The organism is Streptomyces sp. NPDC044921, assembly GCF_056432865.1.
This window is the reverse complement of record NZ_JBWKIF010000013.1, coordinates 146,198-163,714: the sequence shown is the minus strand read 5'-3', so window position 1 is coordinate 163,714 and position 17,517 is coordinate 146,198. Positions and strand designations below refer to the sequence as shown.

Genomic DNA, 17,517 nt, shown 5'->3' with positions numbered 1-17,517 from the left:
TAAATATGACCGATATGCGGGATTGGTTGGCCGAGTTTCGGTGAGTGTTTCCGTGCCTGTTGTCCACAGGCTGAGGGTCCGTGGTGGCTGAAGTCGGGCATGCCGGTCAGAATTTGGGCAGGGGGATACGGACGGGGCTGCGCCCGACGGGTGCGGTCGGCGCGACCGATGAGCGGGAGGCAGCGGTGAGGACAGCGACACTCGGACCGGCGCAGCGCGCCGAGTCACTCGCAGCGATGGCCGAGCGCGAGCTGGACGTGCTGGTCGTGGGTGCAGGCGTGGTCGGCGCGGGCACCGCCCTCGACGCCGTCACCAGAGGTCTGTCCACGGGCCTGGTCGAAGCCCGGGACTGGGCGTCCGGCACCTCCAGCCGGTCCAGCAAGCTGATCCACGGCGGCCTGCGCTATCTGGAGATGCTGGACTTCGCGCTGGTCAGGGAGGCCCTCAAGGAGCGCGGCCTGCTGCTGGAGCGGCTCGCCCCGCACCTGGTGAAGCCCGTGCCGTTCCTGTACCCGCTGCAGCACAGGGGCTGGGAGCGGCTGTACGCCGGGTCGGGCGTGGCGATGTACGACGCCATGTCCATGGCGCGCGGGCACGGCCGGGGCCTGCCGATGCACCGGCACCTGACGCGTGGTCACGCCCTGCGGGTGGCGCCCTGTTTGAAGAAGGACGCGCTGGTCGGGGCGTTGCAGTACTACGACGCCCAGATGGACGACGCCCGCTACGTCGCGACGCTGGTGCGCACGGCGGTGGCCTACGGCGCGAAGGCCGCCAACCGCGCGCGGGTGACGGGATTCCTGCGCGAGGGCGAGCGGGTCGTCGGCGCGCGGGTGCAGGACGTCGAGGGCGGCGGCGAGTACGAGATCCGCGCCAAGCAGGTCGTCAACGCCACCGGTGTGTGGACGGACGACACGCAGGCCATGGTCGGCGAGCGCGGGCAGTTCCACGTCCGGGCGTCCAAGGGCATCCACCTGGTGGTGCCCCGCGACCGGATCCACTCCACGACCGGTCTCATCCTGCGCACGGAGAAGTCCGTGCTGTTCGTCATCCCCTGGGGCAGGCACTGGATCGTCGGCACCACGGACACCGAATGGGACCTCGACAAGGCCCACCCGGCCGCCTCCAGCGCGGACATCGACTACCTGCTGGAGCATGTGAACTCGGTCCTCGCGGTGCCTCTGACCAGGGACGACGTCCAAGGCGTCTACGCGGGCCTGCGGCCGTTGCTGGCGGGCGAGTCGGACGCCACCAGCAAGCTCTCGCGCGAGCACACCGTGGCGCATCCGGTGCCCGGGCTGGTCGTCGTGGCGGGCGGCAAGTACACGACGTACCGGGTCATGGCCAAGGACGCGGTGGACGCGGCGGTGCACGGACTGGACATGCGGGTCGCCGAGTGCGTCACCGAGGAGGTGCCCCTGCTGGGTGCCGAGGGCTACCGGGCGCTGTGGAACGCGCGGGCGCGGATCGCCGCCCGCACCGGCCTGCACGTGGTGCGCGTGGAACACCTGCTGAACCGGTACGGGGCGATGACGGAGGAACTCCTCGCGCTCATCGCCGAGGACCCGTCGCTCGGAGAGCCGCTGCCGGCGGCCGACGACTACCTGCGTGCCGAGATCGTCTACGCGGCCTCGCACGAGGGGGCGCGCCATCTGGACGACGTGCTGACGCGGCGCACGCGCATCTCGATCGAGACCTTCGACCGGGGCACGCGCAGCGCGCGGGACGCCGCCGAGCTGATGGCCCCGGTCCTCGGCTGGGACAAGGACCAGATCGAGCGCGAGGTGCAGCACTACGAGAAGCGGGTGGAGGCCGAGCGGGAGTCGCAGCGGCAGCCGGACGACCTGACGGCGGACGCGGCGCGGCTGGGGGCGCCGGACATCGTGCCGTTGTAGGCGGCCCGTCCCGGTGTGCGTCCGTCCGTCGCACATCACCCGAACGAGTGTCGGAGGGCGGGATCTCCGTTCGGTGCCCGGTCGTTTCACCAGGTGCGGGGGCAGAACTCGGCCGCGAGCACCGCGGGTTCGAGACCGGGATCGGCTATCGCGTCCGTGTTCACGCGGAAGGTGAGGACACGCCGGCCGTCGACGGTGGCCGCGCTGCGCACGTAGCTGCCGGATATGTGCCCGTTGTGCCCCCACACCGTCGTGCCGCACGGCAGCCTCTCGGATACAGCCCCATGCCGTACGCGCCGTGTGCGGCACGGGTGTCGAGCATCTCGCGCAGCCGCTGCGGGGACAGCAGCCGGCCGCCGAGCAGGGCCGCGTAGAAGCGGTCCAGGTCGGCCAGCGTGGTCACGATCTCGCCCGCGGCTCCGGCCGCCCGCGGGTCGAGATCGGTGACGTCGGTTCCGTCGGCGGCGTAGGAGCGGCCGTGCGGGGAGGGCAGTGAGGAGCGGGATCCGGGGAAGGAGGTGCCCGTCAGACCCAGGGGAGTGAGGATGCGGCGCTCCGTCTCGGTGGCGTACGAGGCGCCGGTGACCTGCTCGACGACCATGCCGAGCAGCACGTAGTTGGTGTTCGAGTAGGAGAAGCGGCCGCGTTCGGCCGGAGGGTGGGTGAGGGCTATGCGTACGGCCTGATCGGGTGTGAGGGGCACGGCTCCGTCGGTGACCGCGGTGAAGTCGTACAGGCCGCTGGTGTGGGTGAGCAGGGAACGCAGGGTCAGCGCGCGGCCGTCGTTGCCCGCGCCCGGCACCAGACCGGGCAGGTGCTGCTCCACCGTGTCGGACAGCGACAGCCGGTGTTCGTCGGCCAGTTGCAGCACGACCGTCGCGATGAACGTCTTCGTGACGCTGCCGGCGCGGAAGTGGTCCCACCGTGAGATGCCGTGCCCGGCCCCGGCATAGCGGGTGGTGGCCCCCTCCCGGGCCAGCAGGGCGGCGGCGGGCGCCCGGCCCCGGGTCACCAGCGACGGCAGTACGGCGTCCGCGGGCGGCACCGACAGGGCCGAGGAGTCGGCGGGCGGCAGTCCGAGCAGGGCCACGGACAGCGGCAGGGCCAGCAACGTCCGCAGCGACGGCATGCGGGCACCTCCCTCGTCGGGGCGTCGGGGCGTCGGGGCGTGGGCGGTTGGGGTGCGGTGTGGTCGAACCTCGCGGACGCCGGTGAGGGCGTCGAGGCGTGGGGTACCCGGGCACCGGGGCCGGAGAGGCCCTCGACGGCGGGGCCGGGGGCCCCATCATGCAGGGCGGTGCCGGGCGGGGCGCAGCCGGGTTCCGGTGGGGTGGGCCGGTGCGCCGCCTCGCCAGGGGGCCCCTGGGCACTGGGCACTTGTCGGGTGAGGGACAATGGAGGCTCTGTCAGGGCGGGTTGTATGAGGGGACGCATGTCGGAGGCGGAGCGGGCGGGCACATCTCGTCAGGACACTCGTCAGGACAGCAAGGAGCGTCTCCTCGCGGGGCGTTACCGGCTGGGCAAGGTGCTGGGCCGCGGGGGCATGGGCACGGTCTGGCGGGCCCAGGACGAGACCCTGGGACGGACGGTCGCCGTCAAGGAACTGCGGTTCCCGTCGAACATCGACGAGGACGAGAAGCGGCGGCTGATCACACGGACGCTGCGCGAGGCCAAGGCGATCGCGCGGATCCGCAACAACAGCGCCGTGACGGTGTACGACGTGGTCCAGGAGGACGACCGGCCCTGGATCGTCATGGAGCTCGTCGAGGGCAAGTCGCTCGCCGAGGTCATCCGGGAGGACGGCCTCCTCGAACCGAAGCGCGCCGCGGAGGTCGGGCTCGCCGTCCTGGACGTGCTGCGGTCCGCGCACCGCGAGGGCATCCTGCACCGCGACGTGAAGCCGTCCAACGTGCTGATCGCCGAGGACGGCCGGGTCGTGCTCACCGACTTCGGCATCGCCCAGGTCGAGGGCGACCCGTCCATCACCTCGACCGGCATGCTCGTCGGCGCGCCCTCCTACATCTCCCCGGAACGGGCGCGCGGGCACAAGCCCGGTCCGGCGGCCGACCTGTGGTCGCTCGGCGGGCTGCTGTACGCGGCGGTGGAAGGCGCGCCGCCGTACGACAAGGGCTCGGCCATAGCGACGCTGACGGCCGTGATGACCGAGCCGCTCGAGGAGCCGAAGAACGCCGGTCCGCTGAAGGACGTCATCCACGGTCTGCTCACCAAGGACCCCGCCCAGCGGCTCGACGACGCGGGCGCCCGGGCGATGCTGAACGCGGTCATCAAGGCGCCCGCCAAGGCGGAGGCCGAGCCGCTGGACGCGACGAAGGCCGTGCCGTTGCCCGCGCAGTCGGACAGGTCCTCGGGCAAGGGGAGCCCGGCCGGCTCCGGCGGCAAGCGGGGCGAGGAGGCGGGGGAGCGGCTGCGCGGAGCCCTGCGCTCCGTGCGCAAGGCCGCGACGGGATCGGCCGCCGCCGCGGCCAAGTCCGGGACCGCCGAGGCCGCTCCCGGCCCGGACGGCCGTGCGGAGCGGGCCGGTACCGCCGGCACGACCGCGGGCGCCACCGCCGGGTCGTCGTCGAGTCCGGTGCCGGGTCCGGCGCCGACCTCGAAGTCCGCCGCCGGGTCCGGTGAGAAGGAGACGAAGACGGGTTCCGCGGGCCGGAGTTCGGGGTGGCCCGTGGTGCCGCCGCCGGACCTGCCGCCGCGTCCCGCGCCCCGGGCGCCGCTCACCGACGTGGTGCCGCGGCGCACGCTGGTCATCATCGCGGTGGTCGTGGCGCTCGCCGTGATCGGTACCGTGCTCGCCCTCACGCTCGGCGGGGACGACAAGGGCTCGCAGGGCGCGGGCGAGGGCGGCGGCAAGACCGCGGCCACCGCGCCGGGCGGCGCCGACACCAGGGGCGACGAGAGCGACGGCACGCGCACGGACGGCGCGGAGAGCCCGGCCCCGTCCGGGCCGGCCTCGAACAGCACCCCGAGCGGCGGCTCCGGCGCCTCGGCCGGGAGCGGATCCTCCGACGGGGACGGCACCGCGGCCGAGTCGACGCACCAGGGGAACCAGGGGTACTCGATCGGTCTGCCGAAGGGCTGGAAGTACCAGTCCACGGGTGCGGCCGGTGACCGGTTCACCGGCCCCGGCGGGCAGAAGCTGCTCATCGCCTGGACGTCCACACCCAAGGGCGACCCGGTGGCGGACTGGGAGAGCCAGGAGCGCTACATGCAGCGCGCGCAGTACAAGAGGATCCGGATAGAGAAGGTGGACTACCGCGGCTGGAACACCGCCGACTGGGAGTTCACCTACACGGACGGCGGCACCAAGTACCGGACGATCGACCGCGGTTTCGTCGTCGACGACCGGCAGGGGTACGCGCTGATGTACACGGCGAAGGCGGCCGACTGGGACGGCGAGCTGCGCAAGGAGACCTGGCGGACGCTGACGAAGACCTTCGAACCCAAGTCCTGAGCATGAGCGGCCCCGGGTTTGGGGAGGCAGATCTGGCATCCCCGCATTGCGGGTTGCCTGCGGCACGTATCGTAAATGTTTGCGGACCGTGCGCAGCCGGAACGGACCGTGGGGCGAACGGATGTGACCGGCCGGGCCGACGGGGGAGGCAACGTGGACGACTATGCGGGACGGGTTCTCGCCGACCGCTACCGCCTGCCGCTGCCGCCGTCCGACGAGTACGAACTCACCGAGACCCGGGCCTTCGACACCTACAGCGGACAGGAAGTGCTGGTCCGGCAGATCCCGTTGCCCGAGGTGGTCGAGGCGGAGGTCCTGGACGCGGAAGGGCTGCCCGACGGTTTTACGGCACGTGACGGGGGAGCGCGGCGGCCCGGAGGGCGCGCGGGCGGGCGGCGGCCCGCGGATCCGGTGGTGCGGCGCGCGGTCGAGGCCGCGCAGGCGGCGGCCGCCATCCCCGACCATCCCCGGCTCGACCAGGTCTTCGACGTGTTCGCCGAGGGCGGTTCGCTGTGGATCGTCAGTGAGCTGGTGGCCGCGCGTCCGCTGGCGGCGCTGCTGGCCGAGAAGCCGCTGACGCCCTACCGGGCGGCCGAGGTGGCCTCCGACGTGCTCATGGCACTGCGCGTCCTGCACGCCCACGGCTGGGTGCACCGGAACGTCACCGCCCGGACGGTGCTCGTCTGCGACGACGGCCGGGTGATGCTGACCGGTCTCGCGGTGGGAGCGGCGGAGGAAGCGCTGTGCGGGTACGACCCGGTGCCGCCTCCGGCCTTCGAGGAGTCCGGGCCGGGGCAGGGCCCGGAGGACGGTAGCTCCCGGACCGGGCTGCTCAACGGCGCGGGTGGCCCTGGCCGCCACGGCGGCCCCGGGGGTTTCGCCGGCCCCGGTGGGCGGGGCGGTGCCGGCGGCCCTGGTGGGCCGGGGGGCATCGGTGCCTCGGGCGATCCCGAGGCGGCGCGGCGGGCCGCCATAGAGGCGCGGGAGGCCAGAGGACTGCCGGCGGCCGGGCTGGAGGCGGCGGGCGGCGGCCCGGCCGTGCCGGCGCGGCGGAGCCCGGACGACAGCGACCCGCGGGCCGCGCGCGCCGGGGCCATCGCGGCCTACCGGGCGGGCGCGCGGGCCGCCGCACGGGTCCAGGAGGCCCAGCAGAACACCCGGGCGCTGCCCGGCGCCCGGCCCGCCCCCGGCGGCGGCCCGGGTTCCCGCGGCGACGGCCCGGCGCACTCCCCGTACGTCCCCGGGCAGGGCACGCCGCCCGACGCGCCCCCGCCGGGGCGGATAGCCGACCCCTACGGCGTGGCGGGCAAGCCCCGCACCACCGCCTGGCACGGCGCCGCACCCCGCGGCGGAACCGGCGGCGCCCCCGCGCCGCGGGGCCAGGAGCAGACGGCTCTCCCGCCGTCCCCGGACCCCTCCGAGCCCGCCCGGTGGGACGACCTGGTCGCCCACAGCCCCGCACCCCGGCGCGGCCCGGCCACCGCCCTGGCAGCCGAGCGGGCGCGGCAGGCGCGGATGGCGGTCGTCGGGCCCGTCACCGAACGCTGGGCACCGGAGCAGGCCGGACCCGTCCACGAGAACTGGCAGCTGGCCGCGCCCATCGGCCCGGCCACCGACCTGTGGGCGCTGGGCGCGCTGCTGTTCCGCGCCGTGCAGGGCCACGCGCCCTACCCGGAGGAGTCGACGGCCGAGCTGGTGCAGATGGTGTGCGCGGAACCGCCCGCGTACGCCGAGGAGTGCGGGCCGCTGCGGCCGGTCGTGGAGTCGCTGCTGCGCCAGGACCCCACCGAGCGCCTCGACTTCGAGGAGCTGCGCGGCTGGCTGCGCTCGCTGGTGCGCTCGGCACCGGAGCCGGAGGCCGGGCTGCACGTGGTCCCCGCGCCCCCGGCCGACGCCGGCAGGCTGCCCGTCGTGCGCCGCCGGGGCGAGCTCGTGCGCAGGCGGCGCGCCGGGCTGCCCGCGCACCACGGGCGGCACAAGCGGGCCAGGCAGTCCGGCTCGCCGCACCGCCTGGGCCGCACCCTGCTCGTGCTGGTGCTGCTCGCGATGGCCGCGGCGATCGCCTACGCCATGCTCTTCATGCCCAAGTCGGACACCGGCGACGGGCAGGGCACGGACCGCACCGGTGTCGCCGGCGAGGTCGGCCAGATGCCCGAGCCGGACGCCGACGGCGAGCCGAGGCCCGAGCGGGCCTCACCCGCGCCGGAGGAGAGCCCGTCCACGTCGGCCGGTTCCTCCGAGACGCAGACCACCGGTCCCGACGTCGCCGACGGCTTCACGCTGCGCAAGGACCCGGCCGGTTTCCAGGTCGCCGTCGCCCAGGGCTGGGACCGCACCCCGCGGGGCGGCGACGGCCAGGTCGTCTACGCCAAGGGCGACTTCGAGCTCATCGTCGTACCGGGCCGGGACAAGGCGTCGGAGTACGGCAGTGACCCGATGGCCTACCAGCGGGAACGGGAGCGGGAGTTGCAGCCGTACCGCGACTCCAGCTGGGCCACCTCCACCGGGCTGAAGACGATCGAGGTGGGCGGACGGAAGATGGCGGAGGGGCAGTTCACCTGGACCGGCGACGACGGGGGCGAGCTGTACGTGCGCAACCTCGCGATGCTGGTCGAGGGGCGTTACCACGTGCTCCAGGTGCGCGGCCCGGAGGCCGACCGGGACGAGGTGACACGGCTGTACGAACAGGCGGCGGCAACCTACCGCGTGACGGGATGAGCGGCGGGCGGCCCTCCGTACGCCCCGGTACGCCGTAGTCCCACCTCCGGTCTCCTCCCGCCCCGGCGGGCGACAACCGTCACAGTGCGGTCACCGTGGCACCCCACTTGTTCCCTGGGGAAGGGCGGGTCCTTACGCTGACCCTGTCAAGACCATTGCGGGGCAACGTGAATCAGATGCAGGGCCGGCTCGTCGCGGGCCGCTACCGGCTGGCCGACGCCATCGGCAGCGGCGGGATGGGCCGGGTGTGGCGTGCGCACGACGAGGTGCTGCACCGTGCGGTGGCCATCAAGGAGTTGACGGCCGCCCTCTACGTCTCCGAGAGCGAGCAGGCCATCCTGCTGGCCCGCACCCGGGCCGAGGCCAGGGCCGCCGCGCGGATCAACCACTCCGCCGTCGTCACCGTGCACGACGTGCTGGAGCACGACGGACGGCCGTGGATCGTGATGGAGCTGGTCGAGGGCCGCTCACTGGCCGACGCGGTCAAGGAGGAGGGCCGCGTCGAGCCGCGCGAGGCCGCGCGCATCGGTCTGTGGGTGCTGCGGGCCCTGCGCGCCGCGCACACCGCCGGTGTCCTGCACCGCGACATCAAGCCGGGCAACGTCCTGCTCGGCCGTGACGGAAGGGTTCTGCTCACCGACTTCGGCATCGCCCAGATCGAGGGTGACACGACCATCACCCGCACCGGCGAGGTCGTCGGCTCGGTCGACTACCTGGCACCCGAGCGGGTGCGCGGCCACGACCCGGGCCCGTCCTCCGACCTGTGGGCGCTCGGCGCCACGCTCTACACGGCGGTCGAAGGGCGCTCGCCGTTCCGCCGCACCACACCCCTGACGACCATGCAGGCCGTGGTCGAGGAGGAGGCCGACGAGGCCCGGTACGCCGGTCCGCTCGCGCCGGTCATCACCGCGCTGCTGCGCAAGGACCCCGCCGCCCGGCCCGCCCCGTCCGAGGCGGAGCAGATGCTCGCCGAGGCGGCGGAGGGGCGCCGGCCGAACGGGGCGCAGGCGTACGTGCCGACGCGGTTCGGGGGCACGCGGCCGTACCGGGAGGACCAGGGCGGTGCGGGCACGGCCGGTCAGGACGCCCTCGGCACCCGACCGGAGGACACCGGTGCGAACGGTACCGGCCCGGCCGGCTCGGGCTCGCACGCCCGGACGCCGCTGCCGCCGCCGGCCGGTGCCCCGGCGACCGGAACAGCGACGTCCGGTGGCCTTGCCGCCGGCGCGTCGACCACCGGCCCCACCCCGCGCGGCCGGGCGGGCGCGTCGACGGCCGACGGCCCGCACCCGTACGGCCCGCACCGGCGGACCGGTACCGGACAGCCGCCCGGCGGGCCGCAGGAGCCCGGTGCCGGACACGCGCACGACGGGGCGCAGCCCTATGGCGCGGCGCAGACCTACGGCGCGGCACAGACGTACGGCGGGAGACGGCAGCCCGGCGCGGTTCAGACGTACGGCGGTGGTCAGCGGTCCGGGGCGGGGCGGACGTTCGGCGGTGGTCAGCAGTCCGGGGCGGACCAGACGTACGGCGGTGGACAGCAGTCCGGTGTGGGGCAGGTGCACGGCGGAGGGCGGCCGTCGGGCCCGGGCCGGGCGTCCGGGGCGGGGCGGCGGCGCCGGTTGCGCACCCTCGCCCTCGTCGTCGCGCTCGCGGCCGTCATCGGCGGGGGCACGGCCGTGGTGCTGCAGCGGTGGGACGACAGCCGGCGGCAGCCGGGCGTCGTGTCCGGTGCCGAGGGTGGCTCGGCCGAGCCGGGGAGTTCGGTGCCGGACGGCTGGACCCGCCGCGACGACCCCGCGGGTTTCAGCCTCTACCTGCCCAAGGGCTGGAAGCGCAAGCCCTTCGGCCCGCAGGGCGAGCTCCGGCAGATCGACTACACGCCGGACGGCGGACGGCAGTTCGTCAGGATCGCCGTCGACACCTCCCCCGACTTCGCCGACCCGTACGCCCACCAGCTCGACCTGGAGGAGCAGTTGAAGGGGCTGGCCGACTACCGGCGGGTCGCGCTGGAGCGCAACGTCTACCGTGACCGGAACGGCGCCCTGTGGGAGTACACCTGGACCGCACGGGCGAAGGACACCCCGTTCCCCGGCCCGCGCCGCGCCATCGAGGAGACGTACGTCGCCCGCGACGGCACCGAGTACGCGCTCTACATGTCGGCGCCCGCGGCGGACTGGGCGCAGGCGCGCAAGCAGTTCACCGCGCTGTTGCAGGGGTGGCAGGAGAAGACCTCCTGACCGGGTGCGGCCCCTGACCCGGGGACGTCTGTTTCGGCCACCCCGGTTTCACCGCCCCGGAGCGGTTCCGTCCGGTGGGGCATGATGGCCGTATGGGGACCGAGGGGCACAACATGCGTGTCATCGCGGGCCGTTACCGGCTCGAGGAGAGGCTCGGGCGCGGGGGCATGGGCGTGGTCTGGCGGGCGACGGACCAACTGCTCGGCCGGGGCGTGGCCGTCAAGGAACTCCCCTACGACGAGACACTCTCGGCGGCGGAGGCACGCCGCCAGCGGGACCGTACGCTGCGCGAGGCCCGGGCCGTTGCCCAGTTGAGCCACCCGCACATCATCGTCGTCCACGACGTCGTCGAGGACGACGAACGCCCTTACATCGTCATGGAGTTGATCGAGGGCGGCTCGCTCGCCGACCGGCTCGCGGGCCGGGGTCCGGTGGACCCCGCCGAGGCGGCGCGCATCGGCATCGACCTGCTCGGCGCGTTGCGCGCCGCGCACGCGGCCGGGGTCCTGCACCGGGACCTCAAGCCCGAGAACGTGCTGCTGGAGGAGGGCACCGACCGGGTCGTCCTCACCGACTTCGGCATCGCCCAGGTCCAGGGCGCCCCCACACTCACCGAGAACGGCTCCTTCGTCGGCTCGCCCGAGTACACCGCGCCCGAGCGCATGTCCGGTGTCAGGACCGGGCCCGAGTCCGACCTGTGGTCACTGGGCGCGCTGCTGTGCGCGGCCCTCAGCGGGGAGTCGCCGTTCCACCGCGACTCGCTGGGCGGCATCCTGCACGCGGTCGTCGTCGGCGACATCCAGCCGCCCCCGCAGGCCGGGCCGCTCCTGCCCGTCGTGCAGGGCCTGCTGGAACGGGACCCGGACCGGCGGCTGGACGCCGACCGGGCGGAGCGGATGCTGCGCGCCTTCCGCGCGACGGGCCGTACGCCGTCGGCGCCACCCCTCGGACACGGTCCGGCGCCCGGGTACGCGACACCACCCGGGCACCCCCGGTCGGAGCGGGACACACGGCGCGGACAGCCGCGCGGGGCCGCCGATCCGCGACCGTCCGGGCCGCCGGTGGGCGTGCTGGGCCCGCACCAGCGGGAGGAACCCCTCATGCGGCAGCCCGCCCGGCGTGTCTTCGTGGCCGCGCTGCTGGTCGCGGCGGTGGCGGGCGCCGGGGTGTCCGCCGCGGCCCTGCTCCGGGACCAGAACAACGGTGACGGCGTCACCCCGCCCACGAGTCCGGCCCCCTCGGCCCCCGGTACGCCCACGGCCCGGCCCTCGTCCCCGAGCCCCCCCGTTCCCACCCCGACCACGAGCCGGCCGCACAGCCCCGAAGCGCCTTGAGGGCACGGAGCCGCGGCCGGGAGTCACGGGCTCCCGGACGCCGGCGAGCGGGGTTCGAGGCGCCGCGCACGGCGGTCCGCAATCCGGACATCGAGGGAACCTGAACCGGCCTCGGCCCGTCCCGCGTCGACATACCCGCGTCCCGCAGGGTACTGATGGGGCATGAGCAACGACGGGGGCGGGCCGGACGCCGCCCAGGGCCGGCTGGTGGGCGGGCGGTACCGGCTGGTGGAGCGTATCGGCTCCGGCGGCTCCGGTACGGTCTGGCGGGCCCACGACGAGCTCGACCAGCGTGAAGTCGCCGTCAAGCAGCCCCGGTTGCCGGGCGACCCGGAGGACGGGGGCCACCGGCGGGCGGCCCACCGGCTGCACCGCGAGGCCCGTGCCGCCGCCCGGGTCGACCATCCCGCCGCCGTCACCATCCTCGACGTCGTCGTGGAGGCCGAGCAGCCGGGCGAGCGCCCGGGCCCGCAGGGCCCCGACGAGCTCGACGCGACCGAGCTGCTCGACGGACTCCCGTGGATCGTCATGGAGTTGGTGCCCGGCGAGTCCCTGCACGAGACGCTCCGGCGCGGTCCGGTCGACCCGCCCGAAGCCGCCCGTGTCGGCCTCGCCCTCCTCGGCGCCCTGCGCGCCGCGCACGCCGTGGGCATCGTGCACCGGGACCTGAAGCCGTCCAACGTGCTCCTCGCCGAGGGCGGCCGGGTCGTCCTGACCGACTTCGGCATCGCCGCCCAGGGCGAGGAGGCGCCCCCGGCCCCCGGGGAGCCCGTCGGCCCGCCCGCGTTCGTCGCCCCCGAGCGGTTGTCGGGCCGCATCGCCGGGCCCGCGTCCGACCTGTGGTCCCTGGGCGCGCTGCTGTACGCCGCCGTGGAGGGCTCGTCCCCGTTCCCGCGGGCCACCCCCGAGGACGCGTCCGCCGCCGTCCTCGCCGCCGAGCCGCCCCGGCCGCGGCGGTCCGGCCCGCTCGGACCGCTGCTCGGACGCCTGCTGGCGCCGGACCCCGACGCGCGGCCGGGCGCCGAGGAGGTCGCGAGGGAACTGGAGGCGATGGCGGGACCGAGCGCGGGGGAGACGGCTCACGATGGGGCCGGGCGTGCGCGGCCGTTCCCCGAGGCCGACCGGGCAGCGCGGCTGGAGCCCGTGACGGCGGTACGTCAGGGGTCCGCGACGACGGTATGGCAGGAGTCCGCACCGGCGGTACGGCAGGAGCCCGTGACGGCAGCGGGGCAGACGTCCCGGGCGGCAGCGGGGCAGAGCCCCGTACCGCCCGCGGCAGCGGAGGCGATACGGCCTCAACGGCAGGGAGCCGTAGGGCCCCTGAAGCGCCAGGTGACACCGCCCGTACGGCGGGGAGTGATACCGCCCGTAGGGCAGGAAGCAATACCAGCCGTGCGGCAGGAGGCGATACCGCCCGTACGGCAGGAAGTGACCCCACCCCTGCCGCAGGGAGTGACACGGCCCGTACCGCAGGAAGCGGCACCGCCCGCACGGCACGCGGCAGCACCGCCCTCCGAGCAGGAAGCGGCACCGCCCTCCCGGCAGGGAACCGCACCGCCCTCCCCCGAGGGAGCCAAGAAAGCCACCCTCCCCGGGGAGACGGCGCCCGCGTCCTCCAAGCGTCACATCCTCCTGCGCCCCGGCCCCCTCGCCCTTCTCAGCGTGCTGCTCGCCGGTGGCGTGGGGGCGGCCACCCACCTCGCCGACCCCCGCACCGCCGACCCCGGCACCGCCGAGACCGCCGAACACGCCGCGGACACCACCGACGCGTGGCTTCCGCACCCCGAGCCGGACATGGCGGCCGTCCTCCACCTCCCGCGCGGCTTCCGTCCCCTGGACCGGACCGGCGGCGGCACCGGCCACCCCCGCGCGGTGCGCTACGGCGACGACCGGGGCGGCACGATCCAGGTCCGTCTCCTGTTCTGGGAGCGGGCTCCGGCCTCCCCGATGCGGCAGGCCGGGAAGGCGCCCGGGGCCGGCGGGGAGACGCGCCGCACCCGTACCACCGTCCAGGGCCACGCCGCCGCCCTCGCCGACACGACGTACCACCGGGGCGAGTACCGCAGGCGCGCCCTGCGGGTGCTGGTCCGCACCGACGACGACCGCATGTACGAGCTGCGCGTCGACATGCCCGCGGGCTCGCCCGAGGAGCGGGAGGGCGCCGCCCTGTTCCGGGGCGCCCGGGACCGTCTCGGGATCGTAAAGCGCTGAAGCACCCCGGCGTCACCGGCCAACGCCCTGATCAGGCGGTTTGTTGCCAGCAGTCACTGGCGCCGTGTGTGCAGTCGGTGAAGCCGTATTACCGACGGGTACCCAAAGCCTGCGTCGCGGCATACCCTGCGCGTCATGACGGACGCGCAGGCCGTGGAGAAGACGGCAGAGACCGGCTCGGCACAGACCGGTACCAACCCCCTCGCCCCCGCCCCGGAGGGCGCCCGCACCGCCGCCGACGTGGTGACCCCCGAGCTGGTCGCCCAGCTGACCAAGGGCGTGGTCGGCTCCGGCCGGACGGCCAACCACACGCCGTTCACCGGTGAGAAGCTGGCCGACCTCCCGGAGGCGACGCCCGAGGACGTGGCCGAGGCCTTCGAACTGGCCCGCGCCGCCCAGCCGGTGTGGGAGCGGACGCCCGTACGGCAGCGCGCCGCGGTCCTGCTGCGCTTCCACGACCTGTTGCTGGAGCGCCAGGCCGAGGTGCTCGACCTGATCCAGCTGGAGACCGGCAAGGCGCGTCTGCACGCCCACGAGGAGGTCCAGGCCGTCGCGGTCGCCGCCCGGCACTACGGCCGCAAGGCCCCGGCCTACCTGCGCCCCAAGCGGCACGCCGGTGCCGTGCCGGCCCTGACGAAGGTCGTCGAACTGCGCCATCCGCGCGGTGTGGTGGGCCAGATCGCGCCCTGGAACTACCCCCTCGAACTCTCCGTCGGCGACGCCCTCCCGGCCTTCGCCGCGGGCAACGCGGTCGTCATGAAGCCCGACACGGAGACCTGCCTGACCGCCCTGTGGGCCCGGGACCTGCTCATCGAGGCCGGTCTGCCCGCCGACGCCTTCCAGGTCGTCCTCGGCGAGGGCCCGGTCGTCGGCCCCGAGGTCGTGCGCCACGCCGACTACGTCTCCTTCACCGGCTCCACCCGCACCGGCCGCGAGGTCGCCCAGGGCGCCGCCGCCCGGCTGGTCGGCGTCTCCCTCGAACTCGGCGGCAAGAACGCCATGCTGGTCCTGGAGGACGCCGACGTCGACAAGGCCGCGGCCGGTGCCGTGCGCGCCTGCTTCTCCTCCGCCGGCCAGCTCTGCATCTCCATCGAGCGGCTCTTCGTCCACGAGTCCGTCGCGGACGCCTTCCTGGAGCGCTTCGCCGCGCGGACCAGGGCGATGCGCCTCGGCACGTCCCTCGCCTACGGCGCCGACATGGGCTCCCTGGTGGGCGAGCGCCAGCTGGAGACCGTCACGCGGCACGTGGAGGAGGCCGTCGCCAAGGGCGCGAGGGTCGTGGCCGGAGGCGTGGCCCGCCCGGACATCGGCCCCTACTTCTTCGAGCCCACGATCCTCGACGGGGTCGGCACGGACATGTCCGTCTGCACGGAGGAGACCTTCGGCCCGGTCGTCTCGGTCTACCGCTTCGCCAGTGAGGACGAGGCGATCGAGCGCGCCAACGCCACGCCGTACGGCCTCAACTCCTCGGTGTGGACGGGGAACGGCCGCCGAGGCCAGGAGGTCGCCGCCCGCCTGCGCACCGGCACGGTCAACATCAACGAGGGCTACGCACCCGCCTACGGCAGCGTCCAGTCCCCCATGGGCGGCATGAAGGACTCGGGCCTCGGCCGCCGCCACGGCTCCGAGGGCATCCTCAAGTACACGGAGGCCCAGACGGTCGCCCACCAGCGGGTCCTCCCCATGGCCCCGTCCCTGGGCATGGACGACGAGCAGTACGCCCGGTTCATGAGCCGGAGCCTGCGCCTGATGAAGGCGCTGCGGTTCCGGTGACCGCCCCCCTGCCCGGGGGCGCGGGGAACCGCGCCTTCGACCACTGACGGCCCGCACGCGAGACTCAGCGAGGAGAACACGTGCCTCATCAGGACGCATACGACTACGACGTCATCGTGGTCGGCTCCGGCTTCGGCGGCTCGGTAACCGCCCTGCGCCTCACCGAGAAGGGCTACCGCGTGGGCGTCCTGGAGGCCGGCCGCCGCTTCACCCGCGAGACCCTCCCCAGGAACTCCTGGGACCTGAAGAACTACCTCTGGGCCCCCAAGCTCGGCATGTACGGCATCCAGCGCATCCATCTGCTGGGCAACGTCATGGTCCTGGCGGGCGCGGGCGTCGGCGGGGGCTCCCTCAACTACGCCAACACCCTGTACGTCCCGCCGAAGCCGTTCTTCGAGGACCCCCAGTGGCGTGACATCACCGACTGGCAGGACGAGCTCGCGCCGTACTACGACCAGGCCCGGCGCATGCTGGGCGTCCGCACCAACCCGACCATGACCCCCTCCGACGTGCACCTGAAGGCCGCGGCGGAGCGGATGGGCTGCGGCGACACCTTCCACCTCGCCCCCGTCGGGGTCTTCTTCGGCGACGGCAGGGACGCCGACGGCTCGGTGAAGGCGAAGCCGGGCGAGGAGGTGCCCGACCCGTACTTCGGCGGCGCGGGCCCGTCCCGCAAGGCCTGCGCGGAGTGCGGCGAGTGCATGACCGGCTGCCGCCACGGCGCGAAGAACACCCTCAACGAGAACTACCTGCACCTCGCCGAGAAGGCGGGCGCGGTCGTCCACCCGCTGACCACGGTCGTCTCGGTCACCGACGACTCGCGCGGCGGCTACGCGGTCGCCACCCTGCCCACCGACGACCGCCGCAGGTCCAGGGGCCGCACCTACACGGCCCGCCGGGTCGTCCTCGCGGCCGGCACCTACGGCACGCAGACCCTCCTGCACCGCATGAAGGCCGGAGGCCAGCTGCCGTACATCTCGGACAGGCTGGGCGAGCTGACCCGCACCAACTCCGAGGCCCTGGTCGGCGCCCAGACCGACGACCGGCGGTACCGCAAGGCCCACGGCGCGCCCAGGGCGGACTTCACCCGCGGCGTGGCCATCACGTCCTCGATCCACCCCGACGAGAACACCCACATCGAGCCGGTCCGCTACGGCCGGGGCTCCAACTCGATGGGCAGCCTGTCCATCCTCCAGGTCCCCTACGCCGGACGGAACTCGGGCACCTCCCGGGTGCTGGGCTTCCTCGCCCACGCGGCCCGCCACCCGGTGCTCGTGCTGCGCTCCCTGTCCAACCGCCGCTGGTCGGAGCGGACCATCATCGGCCTGGTGATGCAGTCGCTGGACAACTCCCTGACGACGTACCTGAAGCCGTCGGGTGTCGGCCGCGGCCTGCTCACCGCACGGCAGGGCCACGGCGCCCCCAACCCCAAGCAGATCAAGGCGGCCACGGAGGGCGCCTCGGCACTCGCCGCCGAGATCAACGGCTTCGCCGGCTCCAACGTGGGCGAACTGATGGGCACCCCGCTCACGGCCCACTTCCTCGGCGGCTGCTCCATCGGCGACTCCCGCGAGACCGGCGTGATCGACCCGTACCACCGCCTCTACGGCCACCCCGGCATCTCCGTCGTGGACGGCGCCGCGGTCTCCGCCAACCTGGGCGTCAACCCGTCCCTGACCATCACCGCCCAGGCCGAACGCGCCATGTCCTTCTGGCCCAACAAGGGCGAGCCCGACCCGCGCCCGCAGCAGGGCAGCGCCTACGAGCGGCTCAAGCCGGTCGAGCCGAAGTCCCCGGCGGTCCCGGCGGACGCGTTCGGCGCGCTGCGGCTGCCCTTCCTGGGGATGCCGGCCGTACCGCCCAAGAAGTGACCGGGCCGG

The 17,517-nt window shown here is 74.5% G+C and carries 8 protein-coding genes and 1 pseudogene; 8 read left to right on the top strand and 1 reads right to left on the bottom strand.

The genetic code is table 11. The annotated features are described in order from the left end of the window. Positions 1-185 precede the first annotated feature (185 nt). Positions 186-1,892, top strand: a complete 1,707-nt coding sequence (locus AC07DA_RS21710) for a glycerol-3-phosphate dehydrogenase/oxidase (protein WP_479129819.1) — start codon at positions 186-188, stop codon at positions 1,890-1,892. An 86-nt stretch (positions 1,893-1,978) separates the two neighbouring features. Here AC07DA_RS21710 and AC07DA_RS21705 read toward each other — a convergent pair. Beyond that, positions 1,979-3,021 (bottom strand): annotated as a pseudogene (locus tag AC07DA_RS21705) (serine hydrolase domain-containing protein). 303 nt (positions 3,022-3,324) lie between these two features. Between AC07DA_RS21705 and AC07DA_RS21700 the strand changes: the two are divergent. The 7 genes from AC07DA_RS21700 (at position 3,325) to AC07DA_RS21670 (ending at position 17,508) form a co-directional block, all read left to right on the top strand. Then, entirely contained in the window at positions 3,325-5,361 is a 2,037-nt protein-coding gene (locus AC07DA_RS21700) for a serine/threonine-protein kinase (RefSeq protein ID WP_479129818.1), read from the top strand. 153 nt (positions 5,362-5,514) lie between these two features. Beyond that, positions 5,515-8,079 carry a protein kinase gene (locus tag AC07DA_RS21695; protein ID WP_479129817.1) on the top strand — a complete coding sequence of 855 codons (2,565 nt, stop codon included), beginning with the start codon at positions 5,515-5,517 and terminating at the stop codon, positions 8,077-8,079. Between the two features lie 176 nt (positions 8,080-8,255). Next, positions 8,256-10,319 carry a serine/threonine-protein kinase gene (locus AC07DA_RS21690; RefSeq protein ID WP_479129892.1) on the top strand — a complete coding sequence of 688 codons (2,064 nt, stop codon included), beginning with the start codon at positions 8,256-8,258 and terminating at the stop codon, positions 10,317-10,319. Between the two features lie 92 nt (positions 10,320-10,411). Further along, complete coding sequence (locus tag AC07DA_RS21685) at positions 10,412-11,653, top strand: serine/threonine-protein kinase (RefSeq protein ID WP_479129816.1); 1,242 nt, start codon at positions 10,412-10,414, stop codon at positions 11,651-11,653. Between the two features lie 162 nt (positions 11,654-11,815). After that, positions 11,816-13,864, top strand: coding sequence for a serine/threonine-protein kinase (locus tag AC07DA_RS21680; protein ID WP_479129815.1), 2,049 nt, complete (start codon positions 11,816-11,818; stop codon positions 13,862-13,864). Between the two features lie 135 nt (positions 13,865-13,999). Next, entirely contained in the window at positions 14,000-15,637 is a 1,638-nt protein-coding gene (locus tag AC07DA_RS21675) for a succinic semialdehyde dehydrogenase (protein WP_479129814.1), read from the top strand. 80 nt (positions 15,638-15,717) lie between these two features. Continuing rightward, positions 15,718-17,508: a GMC family oxidoreductase N-terminal domain-containing protein gene (locus AC07DA_RS21670; RefSeq protein WP_479129813.1), complete on the top strand. Its 1,791-nt coding sequence runs from the start codon at positions 15,718-15,720 to the stop codon at positions 17,506-17,508. Positions 17,509-17,517: the final 9 nt, after the last annotated feature.